This window comes from Streptomyces sp. NPDC043867 (assembly GCF_056435845.1).
Genome location: NZ_JBWKDS010000001.1, coordinates 20738 through 33962 on the forward strand (window position 1 = coordinate 20738; position 13225 = coordinate 33962).

Here is a 13225-nt window from a genome sequence, read left to right on the forward strand (position 1 = left end):
TGTCACAGCAGGCAACTTATGGGCCAAAAAAGAAGCCCCTAGATCGGGCAGGCACCCGAAGCACATATCTCGTCGTACGAGGTGTCAGAGGTCTCGATGCCTACGGCTGCCGCAAGCTCCTCGTACTCTTCCTTCGTGATTCGCTGGTAAGGCGGTTGCTCAAAGGAAAGCTCCGGAAAGACCGTCGTTCCCTTGAGCTTCGGAAGAAAAGGAATCAGAGCCTCAACGAGATCGTCAACCGAATACTTCTCGGGGTTGACGTTCACCGTGTAGGACACTGCCTGATCTGCCCAATGCTTCTGGTATAGCGCCTGAACGTTCAGCATGTCCGTAAGGGAAAGATCGCCGGCATGCTCGAACACGTCCCCCTTGACGTCCACAAGAGGGTCCTTCGTAGGGATGGTTACCACGCTGGTATTGGCCGCGCGCTTGTCCGGCTCGACGTGATACCCGCTCTTCCGGTACTCCTCGACTTTGGCCTTTTCTGCGGGCTCCAGGTTGCTGAACCTGATTCGCCGCAGGAAGTAGCCCGCGAAGGGGGCATGCACCGCTTCTCCGCTGCTGCCGGCCAACTTGGAGATTGTTCCGGTAGGGGCAATCACCCGAGTCTTGATCGGCACCGGGATACGCAAGAGGTTGGCATACTCGGCCGCAGCCTTGTCAACCACATATGCGAGGTCCGACAGATCCCATCCAACGCTAGACGACTTTCCTGCTTCTGAATACTTGATCCCAAGCTTCACAAGGAAGTCAGCGAACCCGAGATGCCCCACCCCAATTCGCCTGTACTTGGCGATAGCCTCCGCCGACTTCGGATCTGCCACCTTGGCGAATGTCGCACGGATCAGATACCGAGTGAGGTACCTGTGCGCCTTGGTCAGCCCCTCCCAGTCAACCACTCCGCCTTCGTCAACGAAGGCCCCAAGGTTTACCGATCCCAAGTTGCACGGTTCGGCAGGGAGCAAAAGAGCTTCGCCACACGGGTTGGTTGTGTAGACCCCGTCAACCTCTCCAACGGAACTCAGGGACGAGTTCCAGATTCCCGGTTCTCCATTTCGCAGCATGCCCGCCGCGATTTCCCGGAGGATAGGCATAGACGGACTCGACATCTTGTGCAGAAGATCAATGAAGTCGTCATCAATCTCCACACTGATGTTGGTCGTCCAGTGTCCCCCCTCCGATTTGATCCGCATGAAGGTCCAGATCAGCGGGTCACGCCAATGCATGATCGACATGCGGGCAGATCGACGGACACCCCCAGAGACGATGCATTGAGCAACCTCGTGATCAATGCGCATGGCGTCGATACCGTGCAACGACCTGCCGTGCCCGTCCTTGAGCACCAGGCCCACCGCCTTGAGCATCGCGCCGAAGGGCTGGGGGCCGCTGGCCGTGCCCCCAAAGCTCTTGAGAGCCGTTCCCTTGGCCCGTACTCGGCTCACGTCGTACACACGAGCTGCGTGACGCGTCGTTGGGTCGTGTGCAGTACGTATGAGGTCCCCGAGGGCCTCAGCCCAGCCCTCACGGCTGTCCTGGACCTGATAGGCCCCAGCCCACTCGTGGCTGTACTCAGTGCTGATCAGTCCGGCCTCAACGAGGTCGAGGTAGTCAGCATGGTCCGGGTCACACACGATGTGGACGTCTACCGGTATGACCAGCTCGGGGAAGCCCTCGAAGTAGCGGGAGCTGTAGTTAGCTCCCACGCCTCCGCCCTCGGCCAGCCGCAACAGGCTGAACGTGAAGTGCTCCTCTGGGGCCTCCGGATTCCAGCCGCTTGCCCAACAGTTGTTCAGGGCAAAGTCAGCGACCCCGCTGGACTTGAGGTGTCGTCCCGCCGGCAGGACTTCAAAGTTGCCGATCAGGTCGAGCAACGCGGCTCGCTCGCCGGGCTCCACGTACCGCTCAGGTACGAGAGCAAGGTTGCCGTCGACTACCCGCGCAACGGTCTCCCCCCAAGTCTCGGGCTCTCCCGAGGGCTTGACTCGGCTATAGGTGCGCTCGTAGACGGTCCTGGCCGTCTCGGTTGGGAATGAAGTCATGCACTCACCTTTCGTAGGTCTCGGTTCATCTGACGGGCCAGGGCATCGAGCCCGCGGTTGCTTGCCCTACGCTCCGTGTCGTCCTTGGCAGGAAGACCGAAGACGTATCGGCGCATCAGGATTTCCCGCTGATTCTTGGGAAGCCGGTTGAGCGCGATAGTTGCGTCAAGGCGGGCAGAGACGAGGTTGTCAGTGACTCGGCAGGCAAGGAGGTCATCCCGCTTGCCGAGCATCTGTCCTAGCTCTTCGTCGCTGTAAACGAAGGTGGCCAGCGCCAGTTTTGCTTCCTCGGGGGTGTAGTAGTACCGCCCATCTTCAACGTCGCGCGCATCACGCTCCTTTGAGGCGTACTGCGTGCCTGCCTTCTTGCAGAACTGCCACAGGAAGCCGTCTTCGTAGTGCTTCTCAATGAGCGTTCGGCGCTCATAGGCATGCAGCAGAATTGCTTGCTTGACGTCGTCCTTCTCCACCACGCTCCAGGCTGAGGAGATGGACCGGGCCGTCTTGTCCGCGATATCTGCCACGTGAGCCCAGTCAATCTCAGTCACGTGGTGTCCCCCTTTTTGCGAAGCGCCCCCCGGCGCCCCTTACAAGCTTTCCGTACCGGACTCCCTCAACAACGAAAGAGGCGTCCCGTCGAATGTCGATGGCAACCGGCGAAACCTCGTGGTCTCCCACGTACAGGATTCCGAAGCCTGCTTGCCAGTTGGCTACCGCTCCAGGCCCCAAATACTGAGCCTTGCGTGGGTCCATCATGTGGCCCACTTCAAACCCCCAGCGCATTCCCCCAAGATGCGATGGACCGTGGCGACGGATACCAAGTCGATGGGTATGCCCCATCACGAGGTTGGTCGTTGCCTTGCTGGCATGCCCGTAGGCAGTCGTGCCGGCGATGGAGGAAAGCCCCTTGATCTCATGGCCGTGGATAAGGGCCGTGTCCGGCCCTACCTTGTGGAACGGCGGAGTGAGGTCGATGCCGAAGGCGTCGAACTCCAGGAGCTTGGAGAAATGGAAGTCATCGGCGTACTCGGCCAGGGCTGGGGCCTTGGCGCTGAGGTAAGTACGAGGACGAAGGTCGTGGTTGCCTTCCAGGATTCCGAAAGGACCGTCATAGACGGCCCGGATCGGCTCCAGGACTCGCTTCTTCGTGACGTCCGAATCGCTTCTGACTTGCTGCCGGTACTCGTACCGGGTGCCCTCATTCCAGCGTGAGGGCGTTTCGTAATCGTTCAGGTCACCGATCTGGTATAGCTCATCCGGCTGATAATCCCCGATGAACCCGATCAGGTTGTTGAGGGCCTTCGGATCGTGGTACGGAACCTGAAGATCCGAGATGACGACTATTCGCTTCAAATGGTCTCACCCGTGGCCTTCGCGTAAGCCAGTCCCCACGAGTCGCCTTGGTCCTGGTTCATCTGCATGTCGTTGAGGTGCGTGAGCACCTTGTTCCCAACGCCGGGAACAAGCTTCCGGATCAGCGAGTAGGCCGCGTTTCCCTCGCTCTTCCGCAGCTCCTCAAGAGGCACCCCGAGGCGGTGAAGCACCACCCCGATAGCGCAGCCGGCACCGACCGGGGAGCCGTCCTCGTCGGTGTGGACGTAGAAGCACGATCCGCTTTCGTCGGTGTCTCCCATGTGCTTGGGGGACGAATAGACGTACTCGGGTCGCTCTGCCACGACTTCACGCAGCGTTGAAGAGAGGGCCTCGTCCGTGATCCGAGTCTCAACAGCGGTGGTCATTAGTTCCCCTTCTTGAAGCACTTCGGATCTGCGATGACGGCGATAGCCTTTCCGGCCTCGCCGCCCCTGGTGGTGAACACGCGGTGGCCGAAGCCGTCGCACTTATCCGCGAAGTTGGCGAAGCCGTCTGGCATGGAGTGAATTCGTGCAGGGCCGTCATTCTTGTACTCGACCGGAGCGTCATTGAAGCCCTCGGTCGTGGAAGAACAGGCGGAAAGAGAAAGGGCCGCGAGTGCTGCCCCTAGAGCGATGCCGATGCGCTTCACACGGCCCCCAGGAGAGGGGCGGGAGCGTCGTGGAACTGCTCGTACTGCTTAGTGCCTGCCTTGAGGGCCTGGCCCCAGGGAAGGCCCGTGTCCTGGAAGAACTGCACGGAGCGCAGGAAGCCCGCTGCGTTGTAGCTCAGGCCCTCCACGCCTGCCGCACGGAGCGCCGAACCGGCCGCCAGTCCTTCCGCCTTCTTCAGGGCTTCGAGCGGAACGCCCAGGCGGTGAAGGACGGTACCGATGACGCAGCCCGGCTCTTCGGTGCCGCTCTCGTCCTGGTGGACGTAGAAGCAGGACGTGCCACCAGCCCCGTCCCGCATGCTGGCCGGAGCCTTGTAGACCTTCTCAGGGCTCTCGGCCACGACAGCGTGAAGGGTGGAAACAACCTGCTCGTCAGTCAGGGTGAAGCTCACTTGACGTTCTCCATTCGGGATATCTCCCGGTCGATGTACCAACGGGCCTTCTTGAGGTCTTCCAGCTCCGTTGCCTTGGACTTCCGTCCGGCCCGAGCTACGTACTTCACGGCGTTGCCTCGGTTGAAGTTCATGTGCTCTGTGAGGTCGATAACCTCTAGCCCGTTCGGTAGCCATGTGTAATGGCTCGGGTGGTTAACCGAATCGGTTTTTCCGAGGGGATCGCTGTTCACAATGTCCGATCTGATTTCGTCCGCCTTGAACCAGAGGTACCGAATGACGGAGCCGTACACCTTCACGTAGTAGGGGTACTGGCAAGACTCGGGGGACTTGACACTCGCAACGCGGCCACGCTTCCCCGAATATTCTCCCGCCGTGATAACAACCTTGTCGTTGACTTTCACATCCCGATCCGTTCCAAGAGAGCAGCACGCCCGCCTTCAATGAGCGTCGCGTTAGAGTCCCGATTGTTTGGCATCTGGATCACCTTGCCGTTGGGCAGATGGCCCGCTAGCTCGTCCATGAAGGTGAGTCCAGGACCGTCCTCAGCTATGAGGTAGACGACTTCGTATCCGAAGAGGGCAGGAGTCCAGTAATCACGCCAGGAGCCAGTACCAGGGGCCCCTACACAGGCGATGCCGGCGACTGCCCAGGCCATCGTGTCGAACTCGCCTTCAACGACCACAAGGGCGCTGCTGGGCTCAATCAGGGCGTTCGTGTTGAACAGCCGCGGTGGGTCTCCGGGAAGGCTCATGTACTTCCCGGACTTCGGATGCATCTCCGAGTGCCGTTCCTTCTGTCCACTCAGGAATAGGTACGAGCCGTCAGCATCCTTAACGCATTCGTCGGCAATGCATCTGAAGCGGCAGGTGGCCACTCCGTCTTCGCCGCCCGCAGGACGGAGGTAGGGGAGACAGAGGCTTCCCGAGTACCGCTCATGACCAGGTTGAGCCGAATGGACGTATCCCAGACCGAACCTTGTTGCTACCTCTCCGAGGCCCCGAGCCGTTACGTACTCCTCGGCCGGGCTCCCCCGGTACATCTGGTGATACTGCTTGGCTATCTCCGCCGAATTCGGCACATGCGAATTCTTGGGCTTCAAGGAAGCCACAACTCCTCTCCCTCATGATTACCGCCCAACTGTCTTCGCTGAGGTTGCATACGAAGCAGTTCCATCGGTTCCCGTCAACATCGACGGAGGCTGAAGGGTTCTCGTCAGCATGGAGGGGACAACAGACTTTCTGTCGTCCCCTCGTTGCTGACACATCCAGCCCGTAAAAGTGCGCCAGAACGCTAGCGATTGCTGGCTTCGGCGGGCTGCTTCTGTTCACCGATTCGCCTTACGGTCACCGGGAAGTCGTACCGCCGGGCAGCGGACTGCCACGTGTGGTGGTTGCCGCGCCACTGCCGCGAGTAAGACGGGTCAGATCCCGTGTGGTCGCTCATCAGAACGTGATGCCCCACCGGTACGGCTCCTTCTTCTCTTGGAAGGAGAGGTACGAGCCGGGGTGGATGTTCTGGAAGGGGTGGTGGTTCGCAGTGAAGTCACGGGCCCCTGCCTGCTTGAGCGCCGAAACAACGGCCTCGTAGTGCTTTCGGTGGGTGGTTTCCTTGTCTCCGCTGATCTTTGCGCCGACCGCGATGAGGGTTTCCGCTTCCTCGAATGTGATGGTCAGGGTGATACCCGGAACCTTCTCCACTCGCTTGACTTCCTGGGAGAACGTAGTACGCGTGGCCTTAGCCATTGTGACTTCCTTCGAGTTTTAGGAATGCGTGTTGGGTGCGCTGTGGAGATCAGAAGCGGTAGGACGGGGTCCGGGGCTCGTTGAGCCAACGCAGGCTCCCCGACATCTGCTTGAGGAACGGATTTCCGAGGGTGCTCACGCCTGCGTCATCGAGCGCGTAGTAGACGGCATCGGTGTACTGCCGCGGGGACTTGTGACTGTCCCCTATGAGGTTTCCGGTCAGCGCCATCAGCGCTTCTGCCTCCTCCTGGGAGAGGGTCAGAGTGACCACCGGCACCTTCTTCTTCTCGGTGACGGTCTTCTCGATAGTGGTACGAGCGGCCTTAGCCATTTCCGTTCCCCTTGTTGGTTGTGTAGCGAGGTCCGAGAACTTTCCAGGCTGGATAGTCCTCTAGGTAATCGGCGGCCCGCCTTAGCACCTCTGGGCGGTCCCTAGCCCCCCGCGCTAGGAGCTGCGAGTTGCAGCGGGCACAAAGAAGGCCGCGAACCGCCTCTGTCTTATGACAGTGGTCCACGGCCAGATTGGTTTTACGGGCCTCTCGGCAGATAGCGCACTTGCCGCCCTGGGCTTCAAAGAGGCGTTGGTAGTCCTCGGCTGATAGCCCGTAGGTTGCTTGGATGCGCGTATTTCGTGCTGCCTGCCGGCGGGAGGTTTTGCGACAGGAAGAACAGACCTTCCCCCGAGAGGAGGTGTAGAACCTCTCAGATCTGTTCTTCCCGCACTTCGCGCACTCCCGAAACCCCTTGCGAGGTTCGGCCATTACACCCCAGCCCTTATGGCTGCCTCCAGCTTGCGCATTTCCTTGAGACGGGCGTTCTCGTCCACCAGGGCGAAGAGATTGAACAACGGGATCGCCGTTGCCATCTTCCGACCAGGGAACTCGATTACGGCCGTCTTGACGCCCCCCTTGGCCGCACCGATCAGAACTCGGGAAAGCTGGTAGAGGTTCAGACGCCTCACGTTGTCGATCTCCACCACCAGGGCAACGCCCTCGGTGTCCACCCCAGTCAGGTCGAGATCTTTGAAGCGAGCGGCCAGCGCGAAGCCGAACTCTCGCTCCGCCGTGAACCCGCCCCGAACTTCCTTCACCGCTGCCGTGCTTTCCATTTTGACCGTACGCCCTTCGTTCACAGTAGGCAACTTATTAGCCAGCAAGAGACATGGGAAGCTCCTCGTCAAGCTCCTCCAACCGCAGATTTGAGCGGTTGAGCCGGAAGCTTGCGTAGGTCCCCCCAGAGGAGTCCTCAAATCCCTCGCGGTTCTTGACCGGTGACGCATTGATGATGCGGCTATTCATGCCGTCAACTTCTTTGTGAAGTGTGATGATGAGTGACGGCACCCTGTGCACCTTGCCCTTTACACCGCTCAGCGGGATTGGGCTCAACCCGTCCGAATGCTCACCCGTGACGTGGTGCAGTCCTAGCACATGAGCACTCGTTTCCCGAGCCATCTCGGAGAGGTATTCACACAGCCCCTCAAGGCCGAAGGTATAGCTCTCCGCGTCACCCACGGACCCCGTGTCCACATTCGTGATGTTGTCCACCACGATCAAGTGCGGAGTGCATCCGTAGACTTCTAGATAGCACAGGAGGTACGTCTCGATCTCCTTTTGGGAAGGTCGAGCCGAGAAGTTGAAGCGAGACCACCAGCGCTTCCCTAGGGCCCCTTCATACTCCGAGAAGTCACCCTCAAGGAGCGACTCCTTGACCCCTTTGACGTCCTCCCCGGTGATCATCGCCGTTGCACGCGCCACCTGAGTTGCTGCACTGGAGTCGGCGGAGAAGTAGAGGACCGGGACGTTAGCCGTTACGGCCAGGAAGAGAGCAAAGAGGCTCTTTCCCGTGCCGGGGCCGGCAACAACAAGGGATAGCTCCGACCTGCGGAACTCGACCTCTAGTCTCTTCAGAGACTTGAAGGTGTTGGGGATCGGCTCCCCGGCCGCACCTCGAATACTTACCGACTGAGTCAGAGAGAACAACGGCGCACCTTCCTTTCCGTCTCTAGTGTCGCCGCCTGCTTCACAGCAGGCAACTTATGAGGGTCAAAAAAAGCCCCGTTGGGGGCCCGTCCATCTGCTTTCAGCATATGCCGGGGGCTCCTGCCCCTACAAGTGCTTTTCATCCTCGCCGCGCGGAACACGCATGGGAGACGTCACAGAAGCGGCAGAGGAAGCCTGGCCGTGCCGGGAAGTCTCCAGCCTTGACGGCCTGGTCCATGCTCACGAACCGATCGGCAACGTCGTCCTCGGTGACCGTAGTCAGGTCCACGGGCCTTGAGAGCCCACCAGTCTTCGCCATGTACCAATCTGCCCTGTTGACCTTCACCCCCAGCACCTTGCGCACCAGGACGCCGTACGTCTGGAGCTGGAACTTGCTCTTCGTGCTGCCTGTCTTGAGGTCCCGCACCTTGACCGAGTTGTCAGGCTCGTCCACGAGCAGGTCCACGTAGCCCTGGACAGTGACACCTCCAAGGTCAGCCGTCAAGTGCTTTTCGATCCCTGGCCCGTCCTTGTCCTTCCAGATGACGGGCTTGTGTTCCTCGGCCCACAGGACGTAGGCCCGAGTCTGAGACATGCCCAGCTCGTACCGGCCCTCAATGTCCGACTGGCCATCGGTGCCGGCGGTCATCCACCGGTCCAGGTTGGGCTCATCCGCTAGAGCCTGCTTGGTGGCTGCCACGTATTCCACGTGGTACACGTTCGCCACCTGATCCGCGGTGAGCTTCCGCCCACCCCCTTCATACACCTCGATGGCCGCATGGAACGCGGTTCCTTGGTGAGACCAGGCGGCCGGGCGAGGAACGACCCGCTGAATCCTTCGTAGCTCGTACTGCTTCGGGCACTTCTCATATTGCTCGACCTGACTCACAGAGCGAGTCATGGTGGCAACCTTTGCGAACCTGTCTGTCAATGGCCCTCCCACTCGGTTCGAAACTCCGGGTGCACTAGCTGTACCCGGAATCTGTTGGACAACGGAAACCACCTGTGAGGGTGGTCGTAGTAGTCCGTTTCCACAACCCGATTTCTCCACGGGGCCCCAAGCTCGACGTCGAGCCGTCGCATGGCGTCGTAGTCCTCGGAGAACAAAACGTCCGACTCGGTGACGATGAAGTACGTACCAGCCGTCAACGTCGCTACTCGCTTGATGCGAAGCGAGTCAGAGCAGTACACGTCTGCTCGCATGACGGGCTTGGCTTCTCCCATCCCTCGCCGAAGCTCGGCGCGCGTTCCCCAGCGACTCGCCACCGCCCCCAACACCATGAGCACACACGCTCCCCGATCCGTACCGCTGCTTTCGAACGTCTGTGCGACAGGGTCGTTCGTGGTCCGAGAGTACGCGGTTGGTCACGTGAAGCAAATGTGAAAGTGGGTGTGACCAAGCTCACACAGAAACGGGCATGTGCCCGTACAACCAAAGAAGGCCCGAGCGGGTCAACCGCTGGGGCCTCGTGTGCCGTGATCTGGGCTAGCTCGCGGGAGAAGTCCCCTGAGCTGGGCTGAAGTGGAACAAAGCCGTCCTACCGTCCTGAGGCACATCCTCAGGCCACCGGATGACGAGTGATCCGTCTCTCAGGGGGTCTCTGGGGACGAACCGGGCCCCGTGGACCGGGTCCAGCTCCAAGACTTCCCCGTTGGCCACATGGTTGAGGAACGCCCTGAGGGACACCTGAGACCGCCGAGACACCTCCGCTCCGAGCCTCTGACGGAGGAAGGCCCTGAGGCCGATATAGGCGTCCTGATCCCTCAGTCGCCCCTTGGAGGGGTAATGGGCAATATCCCAAGGGAGAGCGTCTGTAATGGCCTGCACAGGGCCGCGCGCATACTCGCCCATATTGTTAAACAACTTGGTGACAGCCTGCCGAGAGACGCCGAACATCGCCCCGATTTCAGCGTGGTTATATCCAGCCTCTTCGAGCTTAAGAAGCTCAGCATTGTCAGGAAGTGTGCGCTTCCTCGGCATGCCATCCACCGATCTAGTCGTTTGCAGTTGAGTGACCTCCAGCGGGGTCAACGCGCGGAGAGTGTACGTAGGGTACCGGCCCACGCCGCGTCCACACACCGCCTTAACGGGGTGTGTGATCCAGGTCTCAGTATGGGGCATACCTGTCCCGGATGCCTCTACAGGACACGTACATACTTAGTGAGAGCAAAAGACAAGAACACTACTGTCCACCGACCACTTGAGTCACTCAGTTCGTACACTCAGTAACGCAACAGAGTTGCTTAAGTACCGGAATGAATCACTCCTGATTCTCGTGGACCGGTCAAGTATTCCCTCCCGTTGAGTCTCCCTGTTGGCCTCTGGCCCAGGTCAGAGAGCCGGGAGGGCGGTGACCCCGGCGCCAGACTAGAAGCCGTCGGGGTCACCCTCAACTCTCGTTCAGGTATCCAGGTTAGCCCACCCTAAGTTCTACCGTACTTACCGGTAGCAACACCAGTCGAACAGTCGAGCGAATGGAGGTAGTCACCGTGCCACGAGCTGCTTCCATCTGTCTCATTCAAGGCTGTACTAAGCGAACTGCCCGTTCAGGCAAGTGTGTTGAGCATGCCCCTCAGGAGAGGGCTTGGGCTCGGAAGAGTGCAAGGAACCAGCTCCGGGACAGGGGATGGGAGAAGCACACTCGGCCACGGGCCCTCGCCCGCGACGGCTTCGCCTGTGTGCGCTGCGGCTCACGTGAGCGACTAGAGGTTGATCACGTTATCCCCATCGCCAAGGGCGGGACTTGGGCACTCGACAACGCACAGACGCTCTGCCGGCCCTGCCACCGAGAGAAGACGGCAACCGACAGGCGGAACGGATGAGCCTCGTCGTCTGCTCCCTCAAGTGGGACGCATCCCAGACGAGTCCCCAGCGGATCATGTACGAAAAGGACGGCTACCACCTCGTTCGCTTCCCCTATACCAAGGGTTCCGAGTCGTACGACCCGTGGAAGATGCACGATCCGACCCACGGAGGCCCCGCGGCTTCCAAGTTCCCAGACAGCCGCTCAGGGCTGATCTGGCCTAGCCACGACGGTTGGGCCGTACTGAGTGCGATGGTCTTTTGGGCACCGGACGGCAAGCCAGTTGAGTACCGAGCCCGCTTCGTTCGGGACCCTCTCAACTGCGCTACGGGGTACGACGCCACAGCGACGTCAGACAGCTCCCCCACACGGGGAGGGCAGTACCGCACCTATATGTGGCAGATGTTCGTGTCCCGAGGGACACCCCTGGGGCTGAAGGTGTCCGCGCGAGCGGCAGACGACTCCCCGGTGCCGGCGACGCTCACGCTTGCCGAGTTCAAGCTAGCGATCAACACGGACGTGAGAACGCCCTGATTCAAGGAACGGCCCCTAGCTCAGTCAAGTGTAAGAGCGCCGGTGTGAAATCCCGGAGGTCACCGGTTCGAGTCCGGTGGGGTCGACTAGGAGTGATTGACGGTCCTACTCCTATGTCTAAACTCTTCCCGTCCGCTAGCCGGAAAGCGTTACTCCCCGGCATCGCTTCCTTAGCTCAACGGATAGAGCGCTGGCCTGTCGAGCCGGTGGTTGCCGGTTCGAATCCGGTAGGGGGCGCAAGACCGGAACAACAGGGATGGCGGTTCTTCCGTTCGGCCTGCCGGTTCAATGACGTGTAGCTCAATGGCAGAGCAGAGCACTGTTAATGCTCAGGTTGCTGGTTCGAGTCCAGCCATGTCAGCGAGAGGGTTCCTGATGCTAAAGGATGAGAAAGCAAAGTGGGCTGATAGCGCCCCGCCCTCATGAAAGTGGGGTAGCTCCCCTGTTCCTGAAACTCCCCCTGATCAGGGGACGGAGGGAACGCGCGTTTCGTCTAGTGGCTTAGGACTCCTCCCCTTCCGGGAGGCAACGCGGGTTCAAATCCCGTAACGCGCCTTATGAATCTGTAGCTCAGCGGCAGAGCATCGGGCCTACACCCCGAGTGCCGAAGGTTCGAGTCCTTCCAGGTTCACAACGCCCGCTTAGGCAAACTGGCAAAGCCGCCTGTCTTAGGAACAGGAGTTTCCCGGTTCGACTCGGGGAGTGGGTACGGAGCACGGGACATATGAGGGGCACACACTCCCCTGGCGCTGTGAGACAGCGGCTCCCGTGCAATGGGACGTAGCTCAATTGGAAGAGCACCGGTCTCCAAAACCGGACGATGTTGGTTCGAATCCAACCGGCTCAGCTTGGCCCGAAAATAGCGCCCTGACCGGCTCAACGATAGGGCAAGGGGAAAGCTCACGAGTGAGCCCCTCCCTAGTAGCCAAGGCTAGTCACCTTGGGGAACAGGAGGGGGGCCGGTGCAAGTCCGGCGCCCCGTCATCTGGCTATGGCGCAGTTGGTAGCGCGTCCGCTTTGGGAGCGGAAGGCCGCAGGTTCGAGCCCTGCTAGCTAGACCACCACCAGGCCCCCGAGGAGGGGCCTTTGTTGTTGTTACCTCAGTAGGAGTGATGCACCGATGCACGACGTCCAGGAGGAGCCCGACGGCCCCCGGCTCCGAGCTGCTGATCAGCCCAACAGGGCTCAGCGCAAGGCCGGTTGGCGTCAGGACGCGCTCTTCGAGCTTGAGGACCTGGCGGACTTGTACGACGTGAACGTGTCGGGGGTGAGGCTGCGGTGACGCGAGGACCCGCCCCCAAGGAGAACGCGCAGAGGCGCAACCACCACGAGCACGCACAGAGCTTGCCGGCGGAACCTCAGCCAGGCCGTGAGCTGCCCAAGGGACTCGGCATCACGACCCCAGGAGCTAAGCGCTTTTGGAAGACGTGGAGCACTGCCCCACAGACAGCCGCTTGGACTGAGACCGACTGGGCTGAGCTGGAGCTGACGGCAAAGCTCGTTGACGGCCTTTTCAAGGGTGACCTGAAGCTTGCCGGGGAGATCCGGCAGCGGGTTGCCAAGTGGGGCGCGACGGTCGAGGACCGCGCCCGTCTGCGAATGACTTTCGACAAGACCGATGAGAACGAATCCGCGGTGCCTGCTGAGGCTCCTCCGGAGGTCGACATGGATGAGGAGCTTTACAAGCTGCTGAACGGCTCCTAGAT

Annotated in this window: 19 protein-coding genes and 8 tRNA genes; 12 read left to right on the forward strand and 15 right to left on the reverse strand. The window is 60.5% G+C overall.

Going from position 1 to position 13225, the window contains the following annotated elements:
* Window positions 1–38 precede the first annotated feature (38 nt).
* From nrdJ to AC069T_RS00205, 15 genes are all read right to left on the reverse strand, one after another.
* On the reverse strand, window positions 39–2039 hold the full coding sequence (gene nrdJ, locus AC069T_RS00135; RefSeq protein WP_478780555.1) for a ribonucleoside-triphosphate reductase, adenosylcobalamin-dependent: 2001 nt from the start codon (window positions 2037–2039) through the stop codon (window positions 39–41).
* A complete protein-coding gene (locus AC069T_RS00140) occupies window positions 2036–2587 on the reverse strand; it encodes a hypothetical protein (RefSeq protein WP_478780556.1) in 552 nt (183 codons plus the stop codon). The genes nrdJ and AC069T_RS00140 overlap by 4 nt, the downstream gene beginning before the upstream one ends.
* Window positions 2580–3392 (reverse strand): metallophosphoesterase, encoded by an 813-nt coding sequence (locus AC069T_RS00145; protein ID WP_478780557.1) that lies wholly within the window; start codon window positions 3390–3392, stop codon window positions 2580–2582. Before AC069T_RS00145 ends, AC069T_RS00140 begins: the two co-directional genes overlap by 8 nt.
* The gene (locus AC069T_RS00150) at window positions 3389–3778 is read right to left on the reverse strand and encodes a hypothetical protein (protein ID WP_478780558.1); all 390 of its coding nucleotides are present in this window, start codon (window positions 3776–3778) and stop codon (window positions 3389–3391) included. Before AC069T_RS00150 ends, AC069T_RS00145 begins: the two co-directional genes overlap by 4 nt.
* A complete protein-coding gene (locus AC069T_RS00155; RefSeq protein WP_478780559.1) occupies window positions 3778–4044 on the reverse strand; it encodes a hypothetical protein in 267 nt (88 codons plus the stop codon). The genes AC069T_RS00150 and AC069T_RS00155 overlap by 1 nt, the downstream gene beginning before the upstream one ends.
* The gene (locus AC069T_RS00160; RefSeq protein ID WP_478780560.1) at window positions 4041–4457 is read right to left on the reverse strand and encodes a hypothetical protein; all 417 of its coding nucleotides are present in this window, start codon (window positions 4455–4457) and stop codon (window positions 4041–4043) included. The genes AC069T_RS00155 and AC069T_RS00160 overlap by 4 nt, the downstream gene beginning before the upstream one ends.
* A complete protein-coding gene (locus AC069T_RS00165) occupies window positions 4454–4861 on the reverse strand; it encodes a DUF3310 domain-containing protein (RefSeq protein WP_478780561.1) in 408 nt (135 codons plus the stop codon). The genes AC069T_RS00160 and AC069T_RS00165 overlap by 4 nt, the downstream gene beginning before the upstream one ends.
* Complete coding sequence (locus tag AC069T_RS00170) at window positions 4858–5499, reverse strand: topoisomerase (protein ID WP_478780562.1); 642 nt, start codon at window positions 5497–5499, stop codon at window positions 4858–4860. The genes AC069T_RS00165 and AC069T_RS00170 overlap by 4 nt, the downstream gene beginning before the upstream one ends.
* Window positions 5393–5788 (reverse strand): CHC2 zinc finger domain-containing protein, encoded by a 396-nt coding sequence (locus AC069T_RS00175; protein ID WP_478780563.1) that lies wholly within the window; start codon window positions 5786–5788, stop codon window positions 5393–5395. Before AC069T_RS00175 ends, AC069T_RS00170 begins: the two co-directional genes overlap by 107 nt.
* A gap of 114 nt (window positions 5789–5902) precedes the next feature.
* On the reverse strand, window positions 5903–6202 hold the full coding sequence (locus AC069T_RS00180; RefSeq protein WP_478780564.1) for a hypothetical protein: 300 nt from the start codon (window positions 6200–6202) through the stop codon (window positions 5903–5905).
* A gap of 49 nt (window positions 6203–6251) precedes the next feature.
* On the reverse strand, window positions 6252–6533 hold the full coding sequence (locus AC069T_RS00185; RefSeq protein ID WP_478780565.1) for a hypothetical protein: 282 nt from the start codon (window positions 6531–6533) through the stop codon (window positions 6252–6254).
* Complete coding sequence (locus AC069T_RS00190) at window positions 6526–6963, reverse strand: endonuclease VII domain-containing protein (protein ID WP_478780566.1); 438 nt, start codon at window positions 6961–6963, stop codon at window positions 6526–6528. Before AC069T_RS00190 ends, AC069T_RS00185 begins: the two co-directional genes overlap by 8 nt.
* The gene (locus AC069T_RS00195; RefSeq protein ID WP_478780567.1) at window positions 6963–7334 is read right to left on the reverse strand and encodes a hypothetical protein; all 372 of its coding nucleotides are present in this window, start codon (window positions 7332–7334) and stop codon (window positions 6963–6965) included. Before AC069T_RS00195 ends, AC069T_RS00190 begins: the two co-directional genes overlap by 1 nt.
* A 13-nt stretch (window positions 7335–7347) precedes the next feature.
* The gene (locus AC069T_RS00200) at window positions 7348–8181 is read right to left on the reverse strand and encodes an AAA family ATPase (protein ID WP_478780568.1); all 834 of its coding nucleotides are present in this window, start codon (window positions 8179–8181) and stop codon (window positions 7348–7350) included.
* Between the two features lie 139 nt (window positions 8182–8320).
* Window positions 8321–9082, reverse strand: a complete 762-nt coding sequence (locus AC069T_RS00205; protein ID WP_478780569.1) for a RecB family exonuclease — start codon at window positions 9080–9082, stop codon at window positions 8321–8323.
* A gap of 1574 nt (window positions 9083–10656) precedes the next feature.
* Here AC069T_RS00205 and AC069T_RS00210 point away from each other — a divergent pair.
* The 12 genes from AC069T_RS00210 (at window position 10657) to AC069T_RS00265 (ending at window position 13223) form a co-directional block, all read left to right on the forward strand.
* Window positions 10657–11004 carry an HNH endonuclease gene (locus AC069T_RS00210; protein WP_478780570.1) on the forward strand — a complete coding sequence of 116 codons (348 nt, stop codon included), beginning with the start codon at window positions 10657–10659 and terminating at the stop codon, window positions 11002–11004.
* Window positions 11001–11519: a hypothetical protein gene (locus tag AC069T_RS00215; RefSeq protein WP_478780571.1), complete on the forward strand. Its 519-nt coding sequence runs from the start codon at window positions 11001–11003 to the stop codon at window positions 11517–11519. The genes AC069T_RS00210 and AC069T_RS00215 overlap by 4 nt, the downstream gene beginning before the upstream one ends.
* Before the next feature lie 9 nt (window positions 11520–11528).
* Window positions 11529–11605, forward strand: a tRNA-OTHER gene (locus AC069T_RS00220).
* Window positions 11606–11683: 78 nt separating this feature from the next.
* A tRNA-Asp gene (locus tag AC069T_RS00225) sits at window positions 11684–11756 on the forward strand.
* A gap of 52 nt (window positions 11757–11808) precedes the next feature.
* A tRNA-Asn gene (locus AC069T_RS00230) sits at window positions 11809–11880 on the forward strand.
* 121 nt (window positions 11881–12001) lie between these two features.
* Window positions 12002–12074, forward strand: a tRNA-Glu gene (locus tag AC069T_RS00235).
* A gap of 4 nt (window positions 12075–12078) precedes the next feature.
* Window positions 12079–12150, forward strand: a tRNA-Val gene (locus AC069T_RS00240).
* A gap of 4 nt (window positions 12151–12154) precedes the next feature.
* A tRNA-Leu gene (locus AC069T_RS00245) sits at window positions 12155–12228 on the forward strand.
* A gap of 65 nt (window positions 12229–12293) precedes the next feature.
* Window positions 12294–12366, forward strand: a tRNA-Trp gene (locus AC069T_RS00250).
* Window positions 12367–12504: 138 nt separating this feature from the next.
* A tRNA-Pro gene (locus AC069T_RS00255) sits at window positions 12505–12580 on the forward strand.
* 59 nt (window positions 12581–12639) lie between these two features.
* Window positions 12640–12801 (forward strand): hypothetical protein, encoded by a 162-nt coding sequence (locus tag AC069T_RS00260; RefSeq protein ID WP_478780572.1) that lies wholly within the window; start codon window positions 12640–12642, stop codon window positions 12799–12801.
* Window positions 12798–13223, forward strand: a complete 426-nt coding sequence (locus AC069T_RS00265) for a phage terminase small subunit (RefSeq protein ID WP_478780573.1) — start codon at window positions 12798–12800, stop codon at window positions 13221–13223. Before AC069T_RS00260 ends, AC069T_RS00265 begins: the two co-directional genes overlap by 4 nt.
* Window positions 13224–13225: the final 2 nt, after the last annotated feature.

What these genes read in the sequence shown, in the direction of transcription:
- nrdJ (WP_478780555.1), bottom strand. Translation starts at nt 2,039, where the DNA reads ATGACTTCATTCCCAACCGAGACGGCCAGGACCGTCTACGAGCGCACC.
- AC069T_RS00150 (WP_478780558.1), bottom strand. Translation starts at nt 3,778, where the DNA reads ATGACCACCGCTGTTGAGACTCGGATCACGGACGAGGCCCTCTCTTCA.
- AC069T_RS00170 (WP_478780562.1), bottom strand. Translation starts at nt 5,499, where the DNA reads ATGTACCGGGGGAGCCCGGCCGAGGAGTACGTAACGGCTCGGGGCCTC.
- AC069T_RS00180 (WP_478780564.1), bottom strand. Translation starts at nt 6,202, where the DNA reads ATGGCTAAGGCCACGCGTACTACGTTCTCCCAGGAAGTCAAGCGAGTG.
- AC069T_RS00185 (WP_478780565.1), bottom strand. Translation starts at nt 6,533, where the DNA reads ATGGCTAAGGCCGCTCGTACCACTATCGAGAAGACCGTCACCGAGAAG.
- AC069T_RS00190 (WP_478780566.1), bottom strand. Translation starts at nt 6,963, where the DNA reads ATGGCCGAACCTCGCAAGGGGTTTCGGGAGTGCGCGAAGTGCGGGAAG.
- AC069T_RS00205 (WP_478780569.1), bottom strand. Translation starts at nt 9,082, where the DNA reads ATGACTCGCTCTGTGAGTCAGGTCGAGCAATATGAGAAGTGCCCGAAG.
- AC069T_RS00210 (WP_478780570.1), top strand. Translation starts at nt 10,657, where the DNA reads ATGGAGGTAGTCACCGTGCCACGAGCTGCTTCCATCTGTCTCATTCAA.
- AC069T_RS00215 (WP_478780571.1), top strand. Translation starts at nt 11,001, where the DNA reads ATGAGCCTCGTCGTCTGCTCCCTCAAGTGGGACGCATCCCAGACGAGT.
- AC069T_RS00260 (WP_478780572.1), top strand. Translation starts at nt 12,640, where the DNA reads ATGCACGACGTCCAGGAGGAGCCCGACGGCCCCCGGCTCCGAGCTGCT.